The sequence below is a fragment of the Streptomyces narbonensis genome (genome assembly GCF_014649015.1).
GTDB lineage: Bacteria > Actinomycetota > Actinomycetes > Streptomycetales > Streptomycetaceae > Streptomyces > Streptomyces narbonensis.
The window spans coordinates 237,528-260,687 of sequence record NZ_BMSF01000008.1 but is presented as its reverse complement, the minus strand read 5'-3'; the positions used below and the strand labels follow the sequence as shown (position 1 = coordinate 260,687).

20 protein-coding genes are annotated in these 23,160 nt (G+C 70.4%); 10 read left to right on the top strand and 10 right to left on the bottom strand.

Annotated features, from left to right (window positions below; genetic code table 11):
- The first annotated feature begins 34 nt into the window (after window positions 1-34).
- Entirely contained in the window at window positions 35-1,252 is a 1,218-nt protein-coding gene (locus IE124_RS17755) for a globin domain-containing protein (protein ID WP_189508832.1), read from the top strand.
- On the opposite strand, the gene IE124_RS17750 is transcribed toward IE124_RS17755, so the two are convergent.
- From IE124_RS17750 to IE124_RS17730, 5 genes are all read right to left on the bottom strand, one after another.
- Window positions 1,195-1,674 (bottom strand): NUDIX domain-containing protein, encoded by a 480-nt coding sequence (locus IE124_RS17750; protein WP_189508724.1) that lies wholly within the window; start codon window positions 1,672-1,674, stop codon window positions 1,195-1,197. The genes IE124_RS17755 and IE124_RS17750 overlap by 58 nt on opposite strands.
- 35 nt (window positions 1,675-1,709) lie before the next feature.
- Window positions 1,710-2,606: a LysR family transcriptional regulator gene (locus IE124_RS17745; RefSeq protein ID WP_189508723.1), complete on the bottom strand. Its 897-nt coding sequence runs from the start codon at window positions 2,604-2,606 to the stop codon at window positions 1,710-1,712.
- Between the two features lie 245 nt (window positions 2,607-2,851).
- Window positions 2,852-4,021, bottom strand: a complete 1,170-nt coding sequence (locus IE124_RS17740; RefSeq protein ID WP_189508722.1) for a cystathionine gamma-lyase — start codon at window positions 4,019-4,021, stop codon at window positions 2,852-2,854.
- Window positions 4,018-4,509: a low molecular weight protein-tyrosine-phosphatase gene (locus IE124_RS17735; RefSeq protein ID WP_189508721.1), complete on the bottom strand. Its 492-nt coding sequence runs from the start codon at window positions 4,507-4,509 to the stop codon at window positions 4,018-4,020. The genes IE124_RS17740 and IE124_RS17735 overlap by 4 nt, the downstream gene beginning before the upstream one ends.
- A gap of 10 nt (window positions 4,510-4,519) precedes the next feature.
- On the bottom strand, window positions 4,520-4,900 hold the full coding sequence (locus IE124_RS17730) for a phage holin family protein (RefSeq protein ID WP_189508720.1): 381 nt from the start codon (window positions 4,898-4,900) through the stop codon (window positions 4,520-4,522).
- Window positions 4,901-4,951: 51 nt separating this feature from the next.
- Here IE124_RS17730 and IE124_RS17725 point away from each other — a divergent pair, with 51 nt between their 5' ends.
- The 4 genes from IE124_RS17725 to IE124_RS17710 all read left to right on the top strand — a co-directional run bounded on the left by IE124_RS17725 (window position 4,952) and on the right by IE124_RS17710 (window position 7,399).
- Entirely contained in the window at window positions 4,952-5,269 is a 318-nt protein-coding gene (locus tag IE124_RS17725) for a cupin domain-containing protein (RefSeq protein ID WP_189508719.1), read from the top strand.
- Window positions 5,270-5,601: 332 nt separating this feature from the next.
- On the top strand, window positions 5,602-5,820 hold the full coding sequence (locus IE124_RS17720; RefSeq protein WP_141299079.1) for a DUF5326 family protein: 219 nt from the start codon (window positions 5,602-5,604) through the stop codon (window positions 5,818-5,820).
- Window positions 5,821-6,055: 235 nt separating this feature from the next.
- A complete protein-coding gene (locus IE124_RS17715) occupies window positions 6,056-6,826 on the top strand; it encodes an IclR family transcriptional regulator (protein WP_189508718.1) in 771 nt (256 codons plus the stop codon).
- A gap of 138 nt (window positions 6,827-6,964) precedes the next feature.
- The gene (locus IE124_RS17710; RefSeq protein WP_024760447.1) at window positions 6,965-7,399 is read left to right on the top strand and encodes an SsgA family sporulation/cell division regulator; all 435 of its coding nucleotides are present in this window, start codon (window positions 6,965-6,967) and stop codon (window positions 7,397-7,399) included.
- Between the two features lie 80 nt (window positions 7,400-7,479).
- Here IE124_RS17710 and IE124_RS17705 read toward each other — a convergent pair whose 3' ends face one another.
- The gene (locus IE124_RS17705; protein ID WP_229832531.1) at window positions 7,480-8,859 is read right to left on the bottom strand and encodes a YibE/F family protein; all 1,380 of its coding nucleotides are present in this window, start codon (window positions 8,857-8,859) and stop codon (window positions 7,480-7,482) included.
- Window positions 8,860-9,058: 199 nt separating this feature from the next.
- Here IE124_RS17705 and thiC point away from each other — a divergent pair, with 199 nt between their 5' ends.
- On the top strand, window positions 9,059-10,828 hold the full coding sequence (gene thiC / locus IE124_RS17700) for a phosphomethylpyrimidine synthase ThiC (protein WP_141299083.1): 1,770 nt from the start codon (window positions 9,059-9,061) through the stop codon (window positions 10,826-10,828).
- 372 nt (window positions 10,829-11,200) lie between these two features.
- Here the strand turns inward: thiC and IE124_RS17695 are convergent, their stop codons facing one another.
- From IE124_RS17695 to IE124_RS17685, 3 genes are all read right to left on the bottom strand, one after another.
- Window positions 11,201-11,872, bottom strand: a complete 672-nt coding sequence (locus IE124_RS17695; RefSeq protein ID WP_189508716.1) for a hypothetical protein — start codon at window positions 11,870-11,872, stop codon at window positions 11,201-11,203.
- A 159-nt stretch (window positions 11,873-12,031) separates the two neighbouring features.
- Window positions 12,032-13,492: a metallophosphoesterase gene (locus tag IE124_RS17690; protein ID WP_189508715.1), complete on the bottom strand. Its 1,461-nt coding sequence runs from the start codon at window positions 13,490-13,492 to the stop codon at window positions 12,032-12,034.
- Between the two features lie 264 nt (window positions 13,493-13,756).
- The gene (locus IE124_RS17685) at window positions 13,757-14,863 is read right to left on the bottom strand and encodes a LacI family DNA-binding transcriptional regulator (protein WP_189508714.1); all 1,107 of its coding nucleotides are present in this window, start codon (window positions 14,861-14,863) and stop codon (window positions 13,757-13,759) included.
- Window positions 14,864-15,232: 369 nt separating this feature from the next.
- On the opposite strand from IE124_RS17685, the gene hisC reads away from it, so the two are divergent.
- Entirely contained in the window at window positions 15,233-16,330 is a 1,098-nt protein-coding gene (gene hisC, locus IE124_RS17680) for a histidinol-phosphate transaminase (RefSeq protein ID WP_189508713.1), read from the top strand.
- Here hisC and IE124_RS17675 read toward each other — a convergent pair.
- Window positions 16,327-16,704: a cyclophilin-like fold protein gene (locus tag IE124_RS17675; RefSeq protein ID WP_055642417.1), complete on the bottom strand. Its 378-nt coding sequence runs from the start codon at window positions 16,702-16,704 to the stop codon at window positions 16,327-16,329. The genes hisC and IE124_RS17675 overlap by 4 nt on opposite strands.
- A 204-nt stretch (window positions 16,705-16,908) precedes the next feature.
- Here IE124_RS17675 and IE124_RS17670 point away from each other — a divergent pair, with 204 nt between their 5' ends.
- The 3 genes from IE124_RS17670 to cydD are packed head-to-tail and all read left to right on the top strand — an operon-like array spanning window position 16,909 to window position 23,116.
- Window positions 16,909-18,417: a cytochrome ubiquinol oxidase subunit I gene (locus tag IE124_RS17670; RefSeq protein ID WP_189508712.1), complete on the top strand. Its 1,509-nt coding sequence runs from the start codon at window positions 16,909-16,911 to the stop codon at window positions 18,415-18,417.
- A 17-nt stretch (window positions 18,418-18,434) separates the two neighbouring features.
- Entirely contained in the window at window positions 18,435-19,436 is a 1,002-nt protein-coding gene (gene cydB, locus IE124_RS17665; protein WP_189508711.1) for a cytochrome d ubiquinol oxidase subunit II, read from the top strand.
- Between the two features lie 29 nt (window positions 19,437-19,465).
- The gene (cydD, locus tag IE124_RS17660; RefSeq protein ID WP_189508710.1) at window positions 19,466-23,116 is read left to right on the top strand and encodes a thiol reductant ABC exporter subunit CydD; all 3,651 of its coding nucleotides are present in this window, start codon (window positions 19,466-19,468) and stop codon (window positions 23,114-23,116) included.
- Window positions 23,117-23,160 lie beyond the last annotated feature (44 nt).

The window sequence follows — 23,160 nt, the reverse complement described above, 5'->3', positions numbered from 1 at the left end:
CACGGAAGCCGGCCAGCGCGAGGCGAGGCACATGATGGATGCTCCGACCACGAAGGACGGGACGGAGGCCCGAATACCCGAAGAGGCCTCCGGCGACGCGGTTCTCGTCCGCCGCACCCTGGCAGAGATCGCACCCGTCGCCGACCAGGTGACCTCGTACTTCTACGCCCTTCTCTTCGTCCGGAACCCCGAGCTGCGTGAGATGTTCCCCGCTGCGATGGACACCCAGCGGGACCGGCTCCTGAAGGCCCTCCTGACGGCGGCCGAGCACCTGGACGACGTACCTGTCCTCACCGCGTATCTGGAGAACCTGGGCAAGGGGCACCGCAAGTACGGCACGAAGGCCGCCCACTACCCGGCCGTCGGTGAGGCCCTCATCGGAGCACTCGTCCGATATGCCACGGCGAGCTGGGACGCGGAGACCGAGGCGGCCTGGGTCCGCACGTACACGACGGTCTCCCAGATCATGATCGACGCGGCGGCGGAGAACGAGGAGCACGCGCCCGCTTGGTGGCAGGCCGAAGTGGTCTCCCACGACCTCCGCACTCCCGACGTCGCTGTCGTCACCCTCCGCCCCGAGCTGCCGTACCCCTTCCTGGCGGGGCAGTACACGACGTTGGAGACCCCCTGGTGGCCGCGGATCTGGCGCCACTACTCCTTTGCCTCGGCGCCCCGGCCCGACGGGCTGCTCTCGCTCCACGTCAAGGCGGTCCCGGCGGGTTGGGTTTCCAACGCGTTGGTCCACAGGGCTCGCCCCGGAGACGTCCTGCGGCTCGGCCCGCCGGCCGGCTCCATGACGGTCGACCACTCCACCGACAGCGGACTGCTCTGTCTGGGCGGTGGGACGGGGATAGCGCCGATCAGGGCCCTGGTCGAGGACGTCGCCGAGCACGGCGACCGGCGGCCGGTCGACGTCTTCTACGGGGCGCGCAGCGGCCACGACCTCTATGACATCGACACCATGCTGCGGCTCCAGAAGACCTTCCCCTGGCTCTCCGTCCACCCGGTCACCGGGGAGCAGGGGCGGCTCCCGGACGCAGTCTGCCGCTACGGGCCCTGGGAGGAGCGCGACGCCTACCTCTCGGGCCCGCTCGGCATGGTCCGCCGGGGGGTCGACGCCCTGCGCGGAGCAGGGGTGCCGTCGGACCGCATCCGGCACGACTTCCTGGCGGAGCTCACCCCCGTGAGCGGCGATCAGCCCAGGTCGGGGGCGTGCATGGCGCGGACCCCCTCGATGTTGCCGTCGAGGTAGTGGCGCAGGGAGAGAGGGACGAGGTGGACGGCGGCGATGCCGACCCGGCTGAACGGCACCCGGACGATCTCGTACTCGCCGACAGGCTCGTCGATCTCGGGGCCGTGCCGGAGCGAGGGGTCCATGGAGCCGAGTCGGCACACGAAGAAGTGCTGAACCTTCACTCCGGAGACCCCGCCGTCGACGATGTGCTCGACGGTGTCGACGAAGCAGGGCACCACGTCGGTGATCTTGGCGCCGAGCTCCTCGTGCACCTCGCGGTGCAGGGCCTCGACGACGGTGGCGTCGGAGGGCTCCACGCCGCCACCGGGCGTGAGCCAGTAGGGATCCATCCCCGGCTTGGTGCGTTTGATGAGGACGAGATCGTCCCCGTCGAGCAGGATGGCGCGTGCGGTGCGCTTGATCACGGGCCGTTCGGTCATGGGAAGAAAATGGCCCGTACGAGGTGTCCTGAAACTCACCAGTCCGCCGCGGCCCCCAACAGACCCTCGTGGGCCCGCGCGATGTGCGAGAGCGCGAGCGTGCCGGTCCGTACGACGAGGAAGTACGTCCGCAGCGGAGGCACCGGAGGATCGAGCAGCGCCACGAGCCGCCCCTGCTCCAAGGCCTCCTCGCACAGATAGCGCGGCAGGACGGCGAGCCCGGCGCCCGATGCTGCGGAGTCCCGTACGGCCCGAAGGTCGGGGGCGATCACCGTCGCGGCCGCCGCGGGCTTGGTCTCGAAGACGGCGGCCCAGTAGCGGGAGACGAACGGGAGCGACTCGTGCACCTCGACCACCGGAAGCTGCTCCAGGACCACCGCCCCCTTGCGGAGCAGCACCTCGGGAGCGAGCCGGGCCGCCCAGCGCGGGGCCGCGACCAGTACGTGCTCCTCGTCGCAGAGCGGGGTGGCCACGAAGAGACCCCCGCGCGGGCGCGCGGTGGTCAGGGCCAGATCGTGGTGGCCCGCCGCGAGCCCGTCGAGGATCTCCTCCGCGTTCCCGAGGAAGGTCGCCCGCACGGCGAGACCCTGGCCTACCAGCGGGGTGAGCGCCGGCAGCGCGCGGAGGGCGGTGAACTCCGGTGGCCCGGCGACATGGAGGGTGCGGACGCCGGTCTCCTCGTCGAGGCCGGTCTCGGCGATCTCGACCAGGGCGTCCAGATGAGGAGCGGCGCGGTGCGCGAGCTCGTCGCCGATCGTGGTCGGCGTGACCCCGCGCGCCTGTCTGAGGAAGAGCGGCCGGCCCAGCTGCCGCTCCAGGGTTCTGATCTGGCTCGTGACGGCGGGCTGGGAGAGACCCAGGAGCGCGGCGGCGCGCGTGAAGGAGCCGGCCCGGTGCACCGTGACGAACGTGCGCAGCAGGGCCAGATCCATGTCGGCCCCCTCCCGGCCGTGCGGCCGTTCGACTCAGGCGGTCGGCTGACTGCGCCTCAGGACCGTCCAACTATAAATAAGTCGATAGGTCTCTGTCGCTACCGTGATTGGACACTGACGCACAGTCAACTAGCCTTGTGCAGGCGGATTCCGCCCGTGGAACAGGGCGTTCCGAGCCACGAGGGGGGAGGCTCGGAGCGCCCCGTTCCGTGCGTCCGGTGCAGGCCGGGCGCCTCCGGGCGGATTCAGCCCGCAGATCCGGCCTCGTCGAGGGCGCGCAGGACATCGGCGATCAGATCCTCCGGATCCTCGGCGCCCACGGAGAAGCGGATGAAGCCCTCCGCGACCGCGTCCCCGCCCCAGCGACCGCGCCGCTCCGCCGTGGAGCGCACGCCGCCGAAGCTGGTGGCGTCGTCCACGAGCCGCAGCTCTTCGAGGAACCGCTCGGCCCGCTTCCGGTCCGCGAGCTCGAAGGAGACCACCGGGCCGAAGCGCCGCATCTGCCGGGCCGCCACCGCGTGCGAGGGGTCACTCGGCAGCCCTGGGTAGCGCAGCCCGGTCACGTCCTCGCGCTCGACGAGGACGCTCGCGAGGGTCAGGGCGGTGGAGCATTGCCGGTCGATCCGCAGCTGGAGGGTGGCCAGCGAACGGTGGGCGAGCCAGGCCTCCATGGGGCCGGGGATCGCGCCGACGACCTTGCGCCAGCGCCGTACCTCCGCTGCCCGCAGGGGATCCCGGCAGGTCACGTGTCCGAGCAGGACGTCACCGTGCCCGGTCATGCCCTTGGTGTCGCTGGCGACGGAGAAGTCCGCGCCCAGCTCCAGGGGCCGCTGGCCGAGCGGGGTGGCGAGGGTGTTGTCGACGGCCACGAGCGCACCCACGGCGTGCGCCTCGCGCACCAAGCGCCGGATGTCACAGACGTCCAGACCGGGGTTGGACGGGCTCTCGATCCAGAGCAGCCGGGCCCCTTCGAGGACGGCGAGCTGTCCGTCGCCGCCGGTCGGTGCGGTGCGGACCTCGATGCCGTACGCCCTCAGCTGCTCGTGCAGGAGCGGCAGGGCCTGATAGCCGTCGGTCGGCACCACCACCGCGTCGCCGGCCTTCAGCTGGGAGAAGAGGACGGCCGAGATCGCCGCCATGCCGGAGGCGAAGACGAGCGTCTCGACGTCCTCCTCCCCCGGAGCCTCCAGCTCGCCGATCGCCCGCTCCAGATGGGTCCAGGTGGGGTTCTCGTCGCGGCCGTACGCGTAACCGCCCGTCGGCTCGCCCGGCAGGTGGAAGTGGGCCGCGAAGACCGGGCCCGGCAGGGTCGGTTCGTGCTTCACGGGCTCGGGGAGCCCGGCCCGCACGGCGAGGGTGCCGTCACCGAGTACGGCGGCCGTCCGCCGGCCGGGGTCGCTTGCCTGATCGGTCACGCTGTCCGTTCCTCCACTTCCGCACGTACGGCCGCGAGCAGTCCTCCGCTCGCGGCCTCCACCATCTCCAGGCATTCCTCGAAGCCCTCCCGGCCCCCGTAGTACGGGTCGGGGACGTCGAGTGCGGCCCCCGCGGCCGGGTCGTAGGAGCGCAGCAGTCGTATCTTGCCCGCCTCTTCGGGGGTGCGGGCGAGCGCCCGGAGCTCCCGCAGATGCCCTTCGTCCAGCGCGATCACCAGGTCCAGGGCGGAGAACCAGGAGGCGCGGAACGGGCGGGCGGAGTGCGCGGAGGTGTAGCCGTTCTCCTCCAGGACGGCGACCGTCCGCGGGTCGGCGCCGTCGCCCTCGTGCCAGCCGCCGGTCCCCGCGCTGTCGACCTCCACCGCTCCGCCGAGGCCGGCCTCCTCCACGTGGTGGCGGAAGACGTGTTCGGCCATCGGCGAGCGGCAGATGTTGCCCGTGCAGACGAAGCACACGCGATAGGTCACGGTCGCCCGCTCAGTCGCCGTCGGGGAGCACGACGTTCAGTGCCCACGAGACGACGGAGATGATGAGGCCGCCGAGGACGGCGGTCCAGAAGCCCTCCACGTGGAAGCTGAGGTCGAACAGGTCGGCAAGCCAGGATGTGAGGAGCAGCATCAGGGCGTTGACCACCAGGGTGATCAGGCCGAGTGTCAGGATGAAGAGCGGCAGCGTCAGCAACTTGACGATCGGCTTGACCAAGAAGTTCACGAGGCCGAAGACCAGGGCGACGAGAATGAGGGTCAGGGCCTGATTGCCGGTGCTCTCACCTGTCAGGGTGATGTCCGGCGAGAGCACCCAGATGGCGACTCCCAGGGCGCCCGCGTTCGCGAGCGTCTTGACTACGAAATTCTTCATGTGTCTGATCGTGGCAGACATGATCGGGCCAAGGGCAGGGGCGGACAGACAGTGAAGGCATTCCGGCTGGACGAACTGGAGGCGGAGCGCGCCGCGAACCAGGGTGCCTATCTCCAGTTCCTGCGCGAGCGGAACATGTCGGTGGGCCTGTACGCGCTCGACGCCGGGGCGCTCGATCCCCAGCAGCCGCACGGCCAGGACGAGGTGTACTTCGTGGTCAGCGGCCGTGCGGCGATCACGGTCGGGGAGGAGACGACCCAGGTGGCGCGCGGCAGCGTGGTCTACGTGCCGGCCGGGGTGCCCCACAAGTTCCATCACGTCAGCGAGGACCTGCGCGTCCTGGTGGTCTTCTCCCCGCCGGAGAGCTGACCCCCCGGGGCCCCGGTCCTCGGGGCCGGAGCCCCCGAGCCGGACCCCTCGAGCCGGACCCCTCGAGCCGGACCCCTCGAGCCGGACCCCCCGAGCCGGACCCCCCGAGCCCGATCCTCCGAGCCCGATTTCCCAAGCCCGATCCCCCGAGTTTCTGAACCCCGAGATCCCGATCCCTGAGGTCCCGAGCCCCGCGAGGCGGCGACCCCCTAGGGGGCGGATCAGGGGAGAGCGGGGGCCCCGGGCGCCCCTCGGGCCGCTCTCCGCCCCTAGCCTTGAGGGTGTTCGGCGCGGAGTGCGTGGAACGGATCTTCGAGAGCGAGGCAGGAACCATGGCCGTACAGGAGATTCTCGCGGGGATGCCCTGGTGGGTGAAGTGGGTCGCCATACCCGCTCTCGTCCTGGTCGTCTTCGGTGGACTGATCACCAGCGTCCTGACCTTCGTGGTCGCGCTGCTGTTCAAGGTGCTGCTCTTCGTGGCACTCGTCGCCGGACTCGTCTACGTCGTGCGGAAGTTCAAGGGCTCCGCCGGGTCGCGCGAGGACTGGTAGCAGAAGCCGCGGCACGGCAGGGAGCCGACGGCGGGCATTAGCCCGGGCGGGGGACGCGTGGGTTGAATCCGGGCGGGGCCCCGAAGGCTCCCACTAGAGTGGAATCCCTCCGCCGTGTTGGGGACTACGGGCGTAGACCTCGTACTGACCAGCGGTTTCCCAGGCCCGGCGGGCGCGCGGGGGCGGCCCCCGCGGGCGGATGCACTGCATCCGTCGTCACGCCTGGGGGTGACCTTTGGCCACGGCTACGCAGACAGCTGCACCTACGCTGATCGGTTCGGTGCAGCGGGCGCTGAGACTTCTGGAGGCCGTGTCCTCCCATGCGGACGGCGCGCCGGCCAAACAGCTCGCCCGTGAGACGGGCCTCCCGCTGCCCACCACGTACCACCTGCTCCGCACCCTGACGCACGAGGGCTATCTACGCCGTGAGAAGGGTGTGTTCGTCCTTGGAGACGCCGCCGTCCGTCTGGCCGGCGGCGGAGCTGTGCAGAATCGTCGCATCAAGATCGAAGACTCCCTTGCCCGCTGGCGGGACGAGATCGGTGTGCCGGTGTACTTCGCCCTCTACCGCGAGGGAGAGATCGAGCTCGTCGCCGTCGCGGACACCCCTTCGGCCCCCGCGGTGGAGGAATGGGCCGACTTCCGCGAGACCGGACACGCGCACGCCATCGGGCAGTGCCTGCTGAGTCAACTCGATCTGAAAGCCCGTCAAGACCACCTCGACCGGCATCCGGTGGAATCCATCACTCCGTACACGGTGCGTAATCGCCGTGTGCTTTTGGATCGTTTGGGCGGTTTGGGGCGAATGGAGCCCCTGGTAGAGCGTCAGGAATATGCACTGGGCACGGTCTGTGCCGCCATTCCCATCACGGCGGGCTCCGCAGCGGCCGCGATGGCCATTTCCCTCCCCCTTCACCAGGAAGAACGGTTGCTCCCAGCAGTCGAGCGGCTACGCACGGAGATCGGGAGGCTCTTCAGTTCACTCGCGTTCTCTATCAGTATCTGAAAAATCACTCCTTGTGATCTGCTAGCGCGTACAGCACGATTGCGTCAAGAGGGCCACGGGGGATCATTCCTGGCCGTTTCGGTCACAGCTTTCAGCAGCTGTTTTTACACAACTGCTTCATCTACTGCGGGGTACATGATGCGAGAGTCGGTTCAGGCCGAGGTTCTGATGAGCTTCCTCGTTTCCGAGGAGCTCTGCTTCAAGATCCCAGTCGAGCTGCGCTACGAGACCCGGGATCCTTACGCGGTCCGAATGACCTTCCACCTCCCCGGAGACGCGCCCGTGACCTGGGCGTTCGGTCGGGAACTGCTGCTCGACGGGATCAACAGGCCGAGCGGGGACGGGGACGTGCACATCGCCCCGACGGACCCCGAGGGACTCTCGGACGTCTCCATCCGGCTCCAGGTCGGCGGCGACCGCGCCCTGTTCCGGGCGAGCGCCCCGCCGCTGGTCGCGTTCCTCGACCGCACCGACAAGCTGGTTCCGCTTGGTCAGGAACGGACACTCGGTGACTTCGAGGACAACCTGGAGGCGGCACTCGGCCGGATTCTGGCGGAGGAGAACGCCGGCTGAGACCTGCCGGCCGAGGGCTCGCCGGCGCGCGAGGTAGGGGGTGCGGGGGTGCGGGATCGACCGGCCCACACCCGGAGTCCCTACTTCGCGCGGCGGCGCCGACCGCCCCGTACCGCCGCGGCCCGGGGCTGCCCGGCAGCATCGGATCCCGGCCGGTCGGCGGAGACCACCAGCGCCGCGAGGACCGTGGTGACCGGCACGGAGGCGACCAGGCCGATCGATCCGACCAGCGTGCGGACGATCTCCTCCGCGACCAGCTCGCTGTTGGCCACCGTGCCCATGCTGCTCTGCGCGATCGAGAAGAGCAGCAGCAGTGGCAGGGCCGCGCCCGCGTAGGCGAGGACCAGGGTGTTCACGACCGAGGCGATGTGGTCGCGGCCGATCCTGATCCCGGCCCGGTACAGCGCGCGCGGCCCCATGCGAGGGTCGGCCTGGTGCAGTTCCCAGACCGCGGAGGTCTGGGTGACCGTCACGTCGTCGAGCACACCGAGCGAGCCGATGATGATGCCGGCGAGCAGCAGACCCGACATGTCGATCTCCGGGTACAGACCGTGGATCAGGCCGGTGTTGTCGTCGGTGTTGCCGGTGAGCGAGGCCCAGCCGATGAAGAGCGAGCCGAGCAGGCCGATCAGCAGCAGCGAGATCAGCGTGCCGAGCACCGCGACCGAGGTGCGGGCCGAGAGCCCATGACACATGTAGAGCGCGATCAACATGATCGCGCTCGACCCGACCACCGCAACGACCAGCGGATTCGAACCCTGCAGGATCGCCGGCAGGATGAAGAAGGTCAGCACCAGGAAGCTCGCGACGAGCGAGATGAGCGCCATCACGCCCTTCAGGCGGCCCACGACCACGACCGCGACGGCGAAGATCCCGGCAAGCAGCGTCAGCGGGAGCTTCCGGTTCACGTCCGTCACCGAGTACTGCAGGTCGCGCGGGGCGTCGGGGGCGTACGCCACCACCACGCCCTGCCCCTCGTGCAGTTGGCGCGGCGCGTCGGGCTGCACGATCTCGGTGAACGTCCGCCCCTTCTCCGCGCCGCTGGTGACCTCGATCGTCGCCTTCTCGCACTGTCCCTGCTCGGCGTTGACCGCCTCGCGACCCTGGGGCGTGGAGGTGTCCCCGGTCGGCGGGACCTGGGCGGCGTTCACGTCCTTGCAGTCGACCTGCTCGACGGAGACGACCGTGCCCTGTTCGGTCTGCCGGTCGAAACCGACCCCGGTGCGCTCGTGCGCGGGGGTGCCGCCCGGCCACAGGACCACGAGGCCGACCAGGACCGCGGTGGCGAAGGGGATCAGGACCGCGGCGATGACCTTGCGCAGATGCTGGGAGACCGGGGCGGCGGGGCCGTGGCTGTGGCTGTGCGCGTGCCCGGTCGCGTGCCCGGTCGAATGCCCGTGTCCGTGGTCGGGACCGGGGGCGTGGCCGTGCGGCTCGGGGGGCTGCTGGGGGGAAGTCACCGACCGATCATCGCAAGAACGGTGGGGGCCCACTGTTCAGCACGCCAGGGATGGCGCTAGCGTGGTGGCACCTTTGCACACGCGGGAGCTCGGAGCACCGGGCTGAGAGGGCGCTGATCACCGTACGCACGTACGGGAGGAGGCTGCGCCGACCGCCGAACCTGTTACCGGGTAATGCCGGCGTAGGGAGATCGGTCTCATGACCATTCAGGATGCACGCACGCCTGCCTCCGACCAGGACGGCCGCGCGCCGGGCTGGCACAAGGGCTATGTCGAGGGTTCGCGCCCCGACCTCCGGGTCCCGGTCCGTCAGGTGCACCTCACCAACGGGAAGGACGTGACGCTGTACGACACGTCCGGTCCGTACACCGACCCCACCATCGACACCGACGTACGGCGCGGCCTGGCGCCGCTGCGCGAGAACTGGATCATCGCGCGCGGCGACACCGAGGAGTACGCGGGCCGCCCCGTGCGCCCCGAGGACGACGGCATCAAGCACACCTCGCCGCGCGGCGGCGGGCTGAAGAACCTCGACGCCGTCTTCCCCGGCCGCCCGCGCCTGCCGCGCCGCGGCCGTGACGGCCAGGCGGTGACGCAGCTCGCGTACGCCCGTCGGGGCGAGATCACGCCGGAGATGGAGTACGTCGCGATCCGCGAGAACGTCTCCCCCGAGGTCGTACGGGAGGAGATCGCCGCGGGCCGCGCGGTGCTCCCGGCGAACGTCAACCACCCGGAGATCGAGCCGATGATCATCGGCAAGCGGTTCCTGGTGAAGGTCAACGCCAACATCGGCAACTCCGCCGTCACCTCCTCGATCGAGGAGGAGGTGGAGAAGATGACCTGGGCGACCAAGTGGGGCGCGGACACGGTCATGGACCTGTCCACCGGCCGCAACATCCACACCACCCGCGAGTGGGTGCTGCGCAACTCCCCCGTGCCGATCGGCACCGTGCCGCTCTACCAGGCGCTGGAGAAGGTCGACGGCAAGGCCGAGGACCTGACCTGGGAGATCTACAAGGACACGGTCATCGAGCAGGCCGAGCAGGGCGTCGACTACATGACGGTGCACGCCGGCGTACTCCTGCCGTACGTGCCGCTCACCGCGCGCCGCAAGACCGGCATCGTCTCGCGCGGCGGCTCGATCATGGCCGCCTGGTGTCTCGCCCACCACAAGGAGAACTTCCTCTACACGAACTTCGAGGAGCTCTGCGAGATCCTGGCGGCGTACGACGTCACCTACTCGCTCGGCGACGGCCTGCGCCCCGGTTCGATCGCGGACGCCAACGACGAGGCGCAGTTCGCGGAGCTGCGGACGCTCGGCGAGCTGAACACGATCGCCAAGCGGCACAACGTGCAGACGATGATCGAGGGTCCGGGCCACGTCCCGATGCACAAGATCAAGGAGAACATCGACCTCCAGCAGGAGATCTGCGAGGAGGCGCCGTTCTACACGCTCGGCCCGCTGACGACTGATGTGGCGCCCGCCTACGACCACATCACCTCCGGCATCGGCGCGGCGATGATCGCCTGGTGGGGCACGGCCATGCTCTGCTACGTCACGCCCAAGGAGCACCTGGGCCTGCCCAACAAGGACGACGTGAAGACGGGCGTCATCACGTACAAGATCGCCGCCCACGCGGCGGACCTCGCCAAGGGGCACCCGGGCGCGCAGGAGTGGGACGACGCGCTCTCCGACGCGCGGTTCGAGTTCCGCTGGGAGGACCAGTTCAACCTGGCGCTCGACCCGGTCACGGCACGCGAGTTCCACGACGAGACGCTGCCGGCGGAGCCCGCGAAGACCGCGCACTTCTGCTCGATGTGCGGTCCGAAGTTCTGCTCGATGAAGATCTCCCAGGACATCCGGCGCGAGCACGGAGGCACGCAGCAGGAGATCGAGGCCGGTATGGCGGAGAAGTCGAAGGAGTTCGCGGAGAGCGGGAACCGCGTCTACCTGCCGCTGGCGGACTGACCGCGGCGGCAGTATCCGAGCAGGCACCGGCCCGCGACCCACGGGGGAGTCGCGGGCCGGTGCCGTTGTCGTGTCAGAGAAGGGGCGCCGTCGGCGGGTGGCGGGGGCGTCGCCGGATGAAGGTGCTGTCGTCGGTGGAGGTGCCGTCGCGGATGAGGGTGCTGTCGGCGGGTGGCGGTGCCGGCGCCGGATGAGGGTGCTGTCGTCGGGTGGCGGTGCCGGCGCCGGATGAGGGTGCTGTCGTCGGGTGGCGGTGCCGGCGCCGGATGAGGGTGCTGTCGTCGGGTGGCGGTGCCGGCGCCGGATGAGGGTGCTGTCGTCGGTGCATGTGCCGTCTCGGTGGCGGCCAGCCGTCGGTGGCGGGGCCCGCCGTCAGACGCAGGTGCTGTCGTCGGGTGGAGCCGCGCTGTCGTCCTGGTCCGTGGTCGCGAGGGCTGCGCGGAGGAAGGGAACGACGCCGCGTTCGAGCAGGGCGAGGCGCCAGGCCTCGCGGGCGCGGGACAGCTCGTCGTCCGCCGAGGTGGCGGGCGTACCGGCGGTGACCGTCGCGGTCGGGCTGTTGCGCAGGGCGGTCCGGAGGAGCCCGGCGGCAGCGCAGAGCAGGCCGGCGGCGGCGACCGCGCCGAAGACGAGACCGGCCGTCAGCAGCGTCGATCCGAAGACGACGGTGGGTGCGATCGCGTGCAGGAGCGCGCCGACCAGCAGGAAGATGAAGGCGGCCGACCCGGCGAGGACGGGCACCATCACGGTGAAGATCGCGACGATCCCCGCGCCGGAGCCGTCCTGCTGAGCCGGTACGCGGGTGGCGACCGCGACGCGGCCCTGCTCGCGGACCTTGACGAAGTGGTCGTACTCGCTCGACGCCGCGGTGGTGATCAGCGCTGTCGCGTTCAGGGCCATGGAGCGCAGTTGCCCCACCGTGAGCCGTGTTCCGACTCCGGCGAGATCCGGACGTGCGTGGGCGGTGCTCAGTGCGTCGTCGAGGACCCGCTCGTACTCGGCGCGGTCCTCGGTCAGCAGGTACGGAGCCACGTTCATGTGCATCCCCCGATGCTCCGCAGGCCCGGATCACCCGTGGAGAACGGCCGATCGGGCAGAAACGGAGGAGAGCCTGCTACGGATGGTCCGATGGTATTGCGGAGACGCCACGGGCTGACAGGGTGTTTCCGGAAATCGACTTCCCCGGATGCGCAGGGTTATGCGTCAGCCGTTCAGGGGGAGTTCGACGACCAACAGCTTTCCGGCCATGGTCACACCGCCGTCCATGGCGATCGCGAGACCGTCCGCGTACACGTGGGGTCCGTCGATGACCGGGCCGCCGCTGCCCTCGCTCTCCTCCGTGCCGACCTGGCCGAGGAGGTACGGGATGGGGCTGTGGCCGTGCACGATCCGGCTGCCGCCGTAGGTGGAGAGGAGCTCCTGGACGGCCTGCGGTCCGCCCTCGTCACGGAACGCGAAGCGCTTCGTGAACTTGCGGAAGACGTCCCAGACCTCGTCGGCGTCGCTCCGGTTGAGGATCTCGTGGACCGTGTCGTTGACGTCCTCGATGGTCTCGCCGTATTCGAGGTACGCGGTGGTGTCGGAGTGCAGGAGGAGGTGGTCGTCCTCCAGGACCACGGCGTCGAGCCGGGACATCCACTGGAGGTGGACGTCCTGGAGCCGGTCCATGTCGTGCTTCTGTCCGCCGTTGAGCAGCCAGGCGGCCTGGAAGGTGGCCGTGCCCGCGCCGGAGTTGACCGGGGTGTCGCCGAAGCGCTTGGCGCCGATCAGCAGCAGTTCGTGGTTGCCCATGAGGGCCTTGCAGTAGCCGCCGGCGGCGGCGGCCTCGGCGGAGAGCCGCATGACGAGGTCGATGACGCCGATCCCGTCGGGACCGCGGTCGGTGAAGTCGCCGAGGAACCACAGCCGGGCGTTGCCCGCGGCCCAGCCGCCGTTCTCGTCGATGAGGCCCTGGGCGCGCAGGGCGCCGACGAGTTCGTCGAGGTAGCCGTGGACGTCGCCGACGACGTAGAGGGGGCCGGGGCCGTCGCCGTTCGCTGCGGCGGGGTCGGGCGCGGTGGCGGCGTCGGGGGCTACCCGGACCTGGACGGTGTCGCCGCGGTTGATGACCGGGAGGTCGCGCTCGGTCGGGGTGTAGCCGTCGGGCAGGCCGCCCTCGGGGAAGGCGCTGCCGGGGTGGCCCGTGGCGACCGAGACGATGGAGGAGCCGGTCGTACTGGTCGTGGGGGCCGTACCGGTGTACGCGGGGGCGACTCGGCGGCCCAGGAGGAGGGTCGGGTCGGCGGGCGCGGGCGCGGGCGGAGGTACGTGAGCGGGGACGGGCGCGGGCGGGACGGCGGGCGCGGACGGGGGCGCGCCGACGACGGAGAGGGATCCGCTCGGTGCTGCCTCGACGCTCCGTGCGGGCGGGGTGGCCGGCATGGGCGGGGCGGCGGGCGTCTCGGCCGGGACGTGGGCGGCTGCCTCGGTGTGGGCGGCTGCCTCGGCCGGTGCCTGAGGAGGTGCCTGAGACGGCGCCTCGGCCGGCGCCTGGGCCGGTGGAAGGTGCTCGGCCGTCGGCTCGGCGGTGTGGCCCTGTACGGGCACCCGGGCGTACGGCGGTACGCGGAAGTCGCGCAATGTCGCCGTGCGCACCACGGGCTCCTGCCCGGCCCCCTGAGTCATGGACCCCTCCACCACCGTCGCGATGCCCTGCACATGGTGGACCGGCCTGGTCGGGGTGGCCCACGATGTCGTCCGCCCATCATAGGAATGAGGGTCCTCCTGTGTGACGCACCAGGGGTGGTGAATCCGGGTCCACTCCGGGTTCACCGGTTGTTTCGCCCGAATTGAGAAGGTCCAGTCCAGGGTTGAAGCCGGTACGGTGCCCGGTTTCGCCGCCCCTGCCCACGGGCAGGGGCGGGGGGCGGCGGGTCGGGTGAGGCTCGGTCAGTCCTTCGCGGGTGAGCGCGGCGGGCTGACCGTGGTGCGCGGCGGCCGCCGCTGTGAGGAGGTACGGACGATGAGTTCGGTCGGTATCACCTGCTCGACCGGACCGTCCGTATCGATCCCCTCGATGGCGTCGATGAGGAGCTGGACGACGGCCGTGCCGATCCTGCGTGGTTTGAGCGAGAGCGTCGTGATGGGCGGTTCGGTGGTGGCGTAGACGGTGGACTCGCTGCAGCAGACCAGCAGCAGGTCCTCCGGGACGCGCAGTCCGTAGCGGCGCGCGGCCGCGAGGAGGTCGGTTCCGTTGGGGTCGAAGAGGCCGTACACGGCGTCCGGTCGGTCCGGGCGGGCGAGCAGCCGGTCGGCCGCGACGGCGCCCGCGCACGGATCGTGCGCCGGATAGGCCTCGTAGACGGGGTCCTGTCCGACCCGCTCGCACCAGTTGAGGTACGCGGTGGTGGACAGGCGGGTGTAGGTGTCGGTGGTGGTTCCGGTGAGGAGGCCGATGCGGCGGGCGCCGGCGTCGGCGAGGTGGTCGAGCAGATCGAGGACGGCGGCTTCGTGGTCGTTGTCGACCCAGGCGGTGACCGGAAGGGTGCCGGCGGGGCGTCCGTCGGAGACGACGGGGAGGCCTTGCCGGACCAGTTCGGTGACGACCGGGTCATGGTCGGAGGGGTCGATGACGACGGTGCCGTCGAGGGCGACGTTCGACCAGACGTCATGGCGGGAGGTGGCGGGGAGGATGACCAGGGCGTAGCCCCGGGCGAGTGCTGCCGATGTGGCTGCTCTGGCCATCTCCGCGAAGTATGCGAATTCGGTGAAGGTGAAAGGTTCATCCCCGTACGTGGTCACGGTCAGGCCGATGAGTCCCGACTTGCCCGTACGAAGCGTGCGGGCCGCCGCGGATGGGCGGTAGCCCAGCCGGTCGGCGACCTCGCGGACGTGGCGGCGGGTGGCGTCCGGGAGTCGGCCCTTGCCGTTGAGCGCGTCGGAGACAGTCGTGATGGAGACCCCGGCGGCGGCGGCCACGTCCCGGATGCCTGCCCGGCCCTGCCGGCTTCCCCGGGTCTGTGCCCGGCTCACCTGGTGCTTCCCTGCTGCTGTCATGGCGAGCCGATAGTAGGGCGATGAGGGGCGGTCGGGACGGCCGCATATGCAGGCATTGGCAGGCACGTTTCTGCATGATCGAAATTCGTCAACTGGCATAGAATTGAAGGTTGTTAAGGGCTTTTGCATGCGACCTAGGGTTGTCGAACGCCGTAGGCCTGGCGTGGGGGCGAGGTCTCGAAGAGGTCTCAACTCACCTCTACGGGGGATGCGCGCCACGGCGCCCGCCACCGGCGCGCGCCACCCGGGCCCGCGCTCCCCCTCTTTCCACAGCGTGTCCCTCCTGTTGTCCACAGGCCATTCGCAGCGGCGGGGAATCCTCATAAGGTGAGGAGTATTGGCGGTACGGACGGTCGAGGAGGCCACACTGTGAGCGAGACCAGCGGGACGAGCACCGGCAGCCCCAAGCTGCGCGCCGAGCTGGACGGTGTTCCCACCTACAAGCCGGGCAAGCCGGCCGCCACGGGCGGTCCCGTGGCCTTCAAGCTCTCGTCCAACGAGAACCCCTATCCGCCGCTGCCCGGGGTCATGGAGAGCACGCTGGCCGCCGCCGCGAACTTCAACCGCTACCCGGACATGGCCTGCACCGGCCTGATGCAGGAGCTCGCCGACCGCTTCGGCGTGCCCGTCTCGCACATCGCGACGGGCACGGGCTCGGTCGGGGTGGCGCAGTCGCTGCTCCAGGCCACCTCGGGCCCGGGCGACGAGGTGATCTACGCCTGGCGCTCCTTCGAGGCGTACCCGATCATCACGCAGATCAGCGGTGCCACCTCGGTGCAGGTGCCGCTGACCGACGGTGAGGTGCACGACCTCGACGCGATGGCGGCGGCGATCACCGACCGGACGCGGCTGATCTTCGTCTGCAACCCCAACAACCCCACGGGCACCGCGGTCCGCCGGGCCGAGCTGGAGCGCTTCCTCGACCGGGTGCCCTCCGACGTCCTGGTCGTGATCGACGAGGCGTACCGCGAGTTCGTCCGCGACACCGACATCCCGGACGGCATCGAGCTCTACCGCGACCGGCCGAACGTGGCGGTGCTGCGCACCTTCTCCAAGGCGTACGGCCTGGCGGGGCTGCGGGTCGGCTTCGCGGTGGCCCACGAGCCGGTGGCTGCGGCGCTGCGCAAGACGGCGGTCCCGTTCGGGGTGAGCCAGCTGGCGCAGGACGCGGCGGTGGCCTCGCTGCGGGCCGAGGACGAACTGCTCGGCCGGGTCGGCTCGCTGGTGGCCGAGCGCGAGCGGGTCCACGCGGGGCTCGTGGCCCAGGGCTGGACCGTGGCGGACACCCAGGCGAACTTCGTCTGGCTGCGCCTCGGCGAGCGGACGCTGGACTTCGCGGCGGAGTGCGAGCGGCACGGCGTGATGGTGCGGCCGTTCGCGGGTGAGGGCGTGCGCGTCACGATCGGTGAGACCGAGGCGAATGACCTGTTCCTGAAGGCGGCGGAGGGCTTCCGCAGCGAGGGTTAGTCCACGGGCTCCACGCGGATCGGGTCGCCGTCCCTGACGGTGGCCAGGATCCGCGGGTCGCCGTCCAGCGCGCCCAGGAGGTTGCAGGGGCTCGCCAGCCGGCACTCGTCTCCCCGTGAGATCGGGGTCGGGCCGTAGGGGAGGGCGAGCGCGTCGCCGTCCGTCCAGAAGGCCACCGTGCCGGGCTCGACGACCTGGCGAGCGCCGTCCTCGACGGGGACCGATACCGGGGTGTCGAAGTAGACCTCCTCGCCCCACGTCCGGGCGGTGGAGGAGATCGGGAGAGCCCTCGCGAGCGCCGTGCTCGTGGGGGTCTCCTCAAGGGTCGCCGTGGTGTGTCCGGCGGGCCAGACGATGCGTATCCGAAGGGTCATGCCCCGGATTCAACAATATGTTGAAGGTCCTGGGAAGAGGTGACCTTCGGTACGGGGACCCCGACTGAAGGTACGGATTTCGTATGAGCCATAATGCTTGTGAATGTGAACGCGTTCACAAGCGTGTCCTGGTTCATCCCTAAATTAGTGGGATTAACGGGGCAAACTGCCGATGTGACCACGGCGATGTAAGGAGAAAACGACGTGGACCTCGCTCTTGCACCAGAGACGTTGGCGCGCTGGCAGTTCGGCATCACCACCGTCTACCACTTCCTCTTCGTCCCTCTGACGATCTCCCTGGCCGCCCTTACCGCCGGTCTCCAGACCGCCTGGGTCCGGACCGAGAAGGAGAAGTACCTCCGGGCGACGAAGTTCTGGGGCAAGCTCTTCCTGATCAACATCGCCATGGGTGTCGTCACCGGCATCGTCCAGGAGTTCCAGTTCGGCATGAACTGGTCCGACTACTCCCGCTTCGTCGGCGACATCTTCGGTGCCCCGCTCGCCTTCGAAGCGCTCATCGCCTTCTTCTTCGAGTCCACGTTCATCGGCCTGTGGATCTTCGGCTGGGACAAGCTGCCGAAGAGGATCCACCTCGCCTGTATCTGGATGGTCTCGATCGGCACCATCCTCTCCGCCTACTTCATCCTCGCGGCGAACTCCTGGATGCAGCACCCCGTCGGGTACCGCATCAACGAGGCGCGCGGCCGGGCGGAGCTCACCAACTTCTGGCTGGTGCTCACCCAGAACACCGCCCTCACCCAGTTCTTCCACACGATGACGGCGGCCTTCCTGGTCGGCGGCGCGTTCATGGTCGGCATCTCCGCCTTCCACCTGGCGCGGAAGAAGCACATCCCGGTGATGCGGACCTCGCTGCGGCTCGGCCTGATCACCCTGATCATCGCCGGCCTCGGCACCGCCATCAGCGGTGACCTGCTCGGCAAGGTCATGTTCAAGCAGCAGCCGATGAAGATGGCCGCCGCCGAGGCCCTCTGGGACGGCGAGGCACCCGCGCCGTTCTCGATCTTCGCGTACGGCGATGTCGACAAGGGCCACAACAAGGTGGCCATCGAGATCCCGGGCCTGCTGTCGTTCCTGGCGAACGACGACTTCACCTCGTACGTCCCGGGCATCAACGACATCAACAAGGCCGAGCAGGAGAAGTTCGGCCCCGGCGACTACCGGCCCAACATCCCCGTCGCGTACTGGGGCTTCCGCTGGATGATCGGCTTCGGCATGGCCTCGCTGGGCATCGGCATGCTCGGCCTCTGGCTGACCCGCAAGAAGTTCATGCTGGCACCGGGGATGCGGACCGGTGAGGACGAAGTGCCGAACCTGGTCCTGTTCAGGCGGAAGGCGCTCAGCCCCCGCTTCACCAAGTGGTACTGGATCGTCGCCCTCTGGACCATGGCGTTCCCGCTGATCGCCAACTCCTGGGGCTGGATCTTCACCGAGATGGGTCGTCAGCCCTGGGTCGTCTACGGCGTGCTGCGCACCCGGGACGCGGTCTCCCCCGGCACCACCACGGGCGAGGTGCTCACCTCGATGATCGTCTTCACCGCGCTCTACGCCGTCCTCGCCGTGATCGAGGTCAAGCTCCTCGTGAAGTACATCAAGGCCGGCCCGCCGGAGCTCACGGAGGACGACCTCAACCCGCCCACCAAGATCGGCGGGGACTCCCGCGACCCCGACCGGCCCATGGCCTTCTCGTACTGAGGTCAGGAGAACGAGGCATGGAACTCCACAACGTCTGGTTCGTACTCATCGCCGTCCTCTGGATCGGCTACTTCTTCCTCGAAGGCTTCGACTTCGGGATCGGCGTCCTGACCAAGCTGCTCGCCCGCGACCGGGTCGAGAAGCGGGTCCTCATCAACACGATCGGTCCCGTCTGGGACGGCAACGAGGTGTGGCTGCTCACCGCCGGCGGGGCGACCTTCGCCGCGTTCCCCGAGTGGTACGCGACGCTCTTCTCCGGCTTCTACCTGCCCCTGCTGATCATCCTGGTCTGCCTGATCGTCCGGGGTGTCGCCTTCGAGTACCGGGCGAAGCGGCCCGAGGAGAACTGGCAGCGCAACTGGGAGCAGGCCATCTTCTGGACCTCCCTGATCCCCGCGTTCCTGTGGGGCGTGGCCTTCGGCAACATCGTCCGTGGCGTGAAGATCGACGCGGAGATGGAGTACGTCGGCACCTTCTGGGACCTCCTCAACCCGTACGCCCTCCTCGGTGGGCTGGTCACGCTCACCCTCTTCACCTTCCACGGCGCGGTCTTCGCGTCGCTCAAGACGGTCGGTGACATCCGGGTGCGCGCCAGGGCGCTCGCGCTCAAGCTGGGTCTGTTCACGGCCGTGCTCGCGCTCGCCTTCCTGATCTGGACCCAGGTCGACACGGGGGACAGCTGGAGCCTCGGCGCGATGCTGGTCGCCGTGGTGGCGCTCGTCGGCGCGATCGGTGCCATAAGGGTGGGGCGCGAGGGCTGGTCGTTCGCGCTCTCGGGTGTGACGATCGCCGCAGCGGTGGCGATGCTCTTCCTCGCGCTCTTCCCCGACGTCATGCCGTCTTCGCTCGACCCCGAGTGGAGTCTCACCGTGACGAACGCGTCGTCGAGCCCTTACACGCTCAAGATCATGACCTGGTGCGCGGCGATCGCGACCCCGTTGGTGCTGCTGTACCAGAGCTGGACCTACTGGGTGTTCCGTAAGCGCATCGGTACGCAACACATCGCTGACGCTCACTAGCCGACGCTCACCAGAGGGGCATGTTTCACGTGAAACCGATCGACCCGCGTCTGCTCCGGTACGCCCGGGCCACCCGCTTCTTCCTTGCCGCGGTGGTCGTGCTCGGTCTGGCCGGGGCGGCGCTGGTCGTCGCCCAGGCGATGCTCATCGCCGAGATCGTGGTGGGGGCCTTCCAGGAGGGCCTGGCGGCTTCCGATCTGACCACCCCTCTGCTGCTACTCGCGGGAGTCGCGGTGGGGCGGGGGCTCGTCTCCTGGCTCACCGAGCTCGCCGCCCACCGGGCGAGCGCAGCCGTCAAGTCCGAACTCCGTGGCCGGCTGCTCGTACGCGCGGCCGCGCTCGGGCCCGGCTGGCTGAGCGGCCAGAAGGCCGGTTCGCTGATCGCGCTCGCGACGCGCGGCGTGGACGCGCTCGACGACTACTTCGCGCGCTATCTGCCGCAGCTCGGTCTCGCGGTGGTCGTGCCGGTGGCGGTCCTCGCGCGGATCGTCACCGAGGACTGGGTCTCGGCGGCGATCATCGTCGGGACGCTGCCGCTCATCCCGGTCTTCATGATCCTCATCGGCTGGTACACGCAAGCACGGATGGACCGGCAGTGGAGGCTGCTCTCCCGGCTCTCCGGCCACTTCCTGGACGTCGTGGCGGGCCTGCCCACCCTCAAGATCTTCGGTCGGGCGAAGGCCCAGGCCGAGTCCATCCGCACGATCACCTCGGAGTACCGGCAGGCGACGATGCGCACCCTGCGCATCGCGTTCCTCTCCTCCTTCGCCCTGGAACTCCTCGCGACCCTGTCGGTCGCGCTCGTCGCCGTGACCATCGGCATGCGGCTCGTCCACGGCGAGCTCGATCTGTACACCGGGCTCGTCATCCTGATCCTGGCTCCCGAGGCCTATCTCCCCTTGCGCCAGGTAGGCGCGCAGTACCACGCGGCGGCCGAGGGGCTCGCGGCGGCGGAGGAGATCTTCGAGGTCCTGGAGCAGCCGGTACGCGCCGGCGGTACGGGGGCGGTTCCGGACTCCGTGCGGCTGGAGCTCGACCGGGTGACCGTGCGACACGCGGGGCGCGCCGAACCGGCGCTCGACGCGGCGACGCTGACGGTCGAGCCCGGCGAGACGGTGGCGCTGGTCGGGCCGAGCGGCGTCGGGAAGTCGACGCTCCTCGACGTGGTGCTCGGCTTCGTGGCGCCGGAGGAGGGCGGCTCCGTCCGGGTCGGCGGCGAGGAGCTCGCATCGCTGGATCTGGAGGCGTGGCGGTCGCGGGTCGCCTGGGTGCCGCAGCGCCCGTACCTCTTCGCGGGGACGATCGCCGAGAACGTACGGCTGGCCCGCCCGGACGCCTCGGACGAGGCGGTACGGGAAGCCTTGCGGGACGCCGGGGCGGACGGGTTCGTGGCGGGGCTTCCGGAGGGGCTCGGCACCCAGCTCGGCGAGGACGGTGCCGGTCTTTCGGCGGGTCAGCGCCAACGTCTGGCGCTCGCGCGGGCGTTCCTGGCCGACCGGCCCCTGCTGTTGCTCGACGAGCCGACGGCCGCGCTGGACGGCGAGACGGAGGCGGGGGTCGTGGACGCGGTCCGGCGCCTCGCGGCCGGCCGGACAGTCCTGCTGGTGGTCCACCGTCCGGCGCTGCTCGCGGTCGCGGACCGGGTGGTGAGCCTGGTTCCGGCTGCGGAGGAGGCCGATTCGGCTGCCGCCGTGGACGGGAACGCATCCGTGGCCGTGGCCGACGAGGAGTCTTCGGGTTCTGTCGAGTCGGAGTCCGGCGGGTCGGAGGCGTACGACTCGGGATCGGCCGGAGCGGTCGGCTCGGCCGGAGCGGTGGCGGACTCGGGAGCTTCGTCCGGCAGGGTCTCGGGCGAGGCGGCCGGGGCGGGTTCCGGGCGGTCGGTGCTCGGGCGGGTCCGGGACATGGCAGGAGAGCTCAAGGGCCGCATGGCGCTCGCCCTGCTGCTCGGGAGCCTGGCCCTCGGCTCCGCCGTCGGGCTCATGGCCGTGTCCGGCTGGCTCATCTCCAGGGCCTCCGAACAGCCGCCCGTGCTCTATCTGATGATGGCCGTCACGGCCACGCGCGCCTTCGGCATCGGCCGGGCCGTCTTCCGGTACGCCGAGCGGCTCGTCTCGCACGACGCCGTGCTCCGGATGCTCGCCGAGCTCCGGGTCTCCGTCTACGGCCGCCTGGAGCGGATCGCCCCGGCGGGGCTGCGCCGCACCCGGCGCGGAGACCTGCTCTCCCGGCTCGTCCAGGACGTCGACGCGCTCCAGGACTACTGGCTGCGCTGGTGGCTCCCGGTGGGCGCCGCCCTCGTCGTGGGCGTCGCGTCCGCCGGGTTCACCGCCTGGATGCTGCCCGAGGCCGGGGCCGTCCTCGCCGTGGGCCTGCTCGTCGCGGGCATCGCCGTCCCGGCCGTCGGCGGGGCCGTCGCCCGCCGGGCCGAGCGCCGGCTCGCCCCCGCGCGCGGCGGCCTGGCGACCGCGGTGGCCGACCTGCTCCGCGGCTGTGCCGAGCTGACGGTCGCGGGCGCGCTGCCCGGACGGGTCGAGCGCACCCGGACCGCCGACCGGCACCTCACCTCCATCGCCTCGCGCCAGGCCGCGGCCACCGCGCTCGGCGCCGGTCTCTCCGCGGTGGTCTGCGGCCTGACGGTCGTGGCCGCCGCACTCGTCGGTGTCCAGGCCGTACGGGACGGGCGGCTCGACGGAGTGGCCCTCGCCGTGGTCGTCCTGACGCCGCTCGCCGCCTTCGAGGCCGTCACCGGCCTGCCGCTCGCCGTCCAGTACCGGCAGCGCGTCCGGCACAGTGCCGAGCGGGTCTTCGAGGTGCTCGACGCCCCCGTGCCCGTACACGAGCCGGCCGACCCTGCGGCTCCCCCGGCGGATCCGTTCCCCCTGGTGCTGACCGGGCTCTCCGCACGGCACGCCGGGCAGGACCGGGCGGCCCTCGCCAACTTCGGTCTCACCCTGGAGGCCGGGCGCCGGGTGGCCGTCGTCGGCGCCTCCGGTTCCGGCAAGACCACCCTGGCCCAGGTGCTGCTGCGCTTCCTGGACGTGGAGAACGGTATGTACCGGATCGGAGGCGTGCCCGCCTGGGAGCTCGACGGCGACGCGGTCCGGCGGTTCGTCGGCCTCTGCGCCCAGGACGCCCACATCTTCGACAGCTCCGTCCGCGAGAACCTGCGGCTCGCGAAGGTCGGGGCGAGCGACGAGGAGCTGCGCGACGCGCTGCGCCGGGCCCGTCTCCTCGACTGGGTGGACGGCCTCCCGGCCGGGCTCGACACCCTCGTGGGCGAGCACGGTTCCCGGCTCTCGGGCGGCCAGCGGCAACGCCTCGCGCTCGCCCGCGCCCTGCTCGCCGACTTCCCCGTCCTCGTCCTCGACGAACCGGCCGAACACCTCGACCTGGCCACCGCCGACGCGCTCACCGACGACCTGCTGCGGGCAACCGAGGGCCGCACCACCGTCCTCATCACCCACCGGCTGCAAGGGCTCGACGCCGTCGACGAGGTGGTGGTCCTGGCCGAGGGCCGGACCGTGCAGCGCGGTCCGTACGCCGAGCTCGCGGAGGCGGAGGGCCCGCTGCGCCGGATGCTGGAGCAGGAACGCGAGACCGATCTGCTCGTCGTCGGGGCTGGGACGGACCGGGCTGTGTCCGGGGCTGGGACGGACCGGGCTGTGTCCGGGGCATGAGAAGGGCAGGGGCCGACCAGCCGACTTTTCTCGCCAAATCGGAC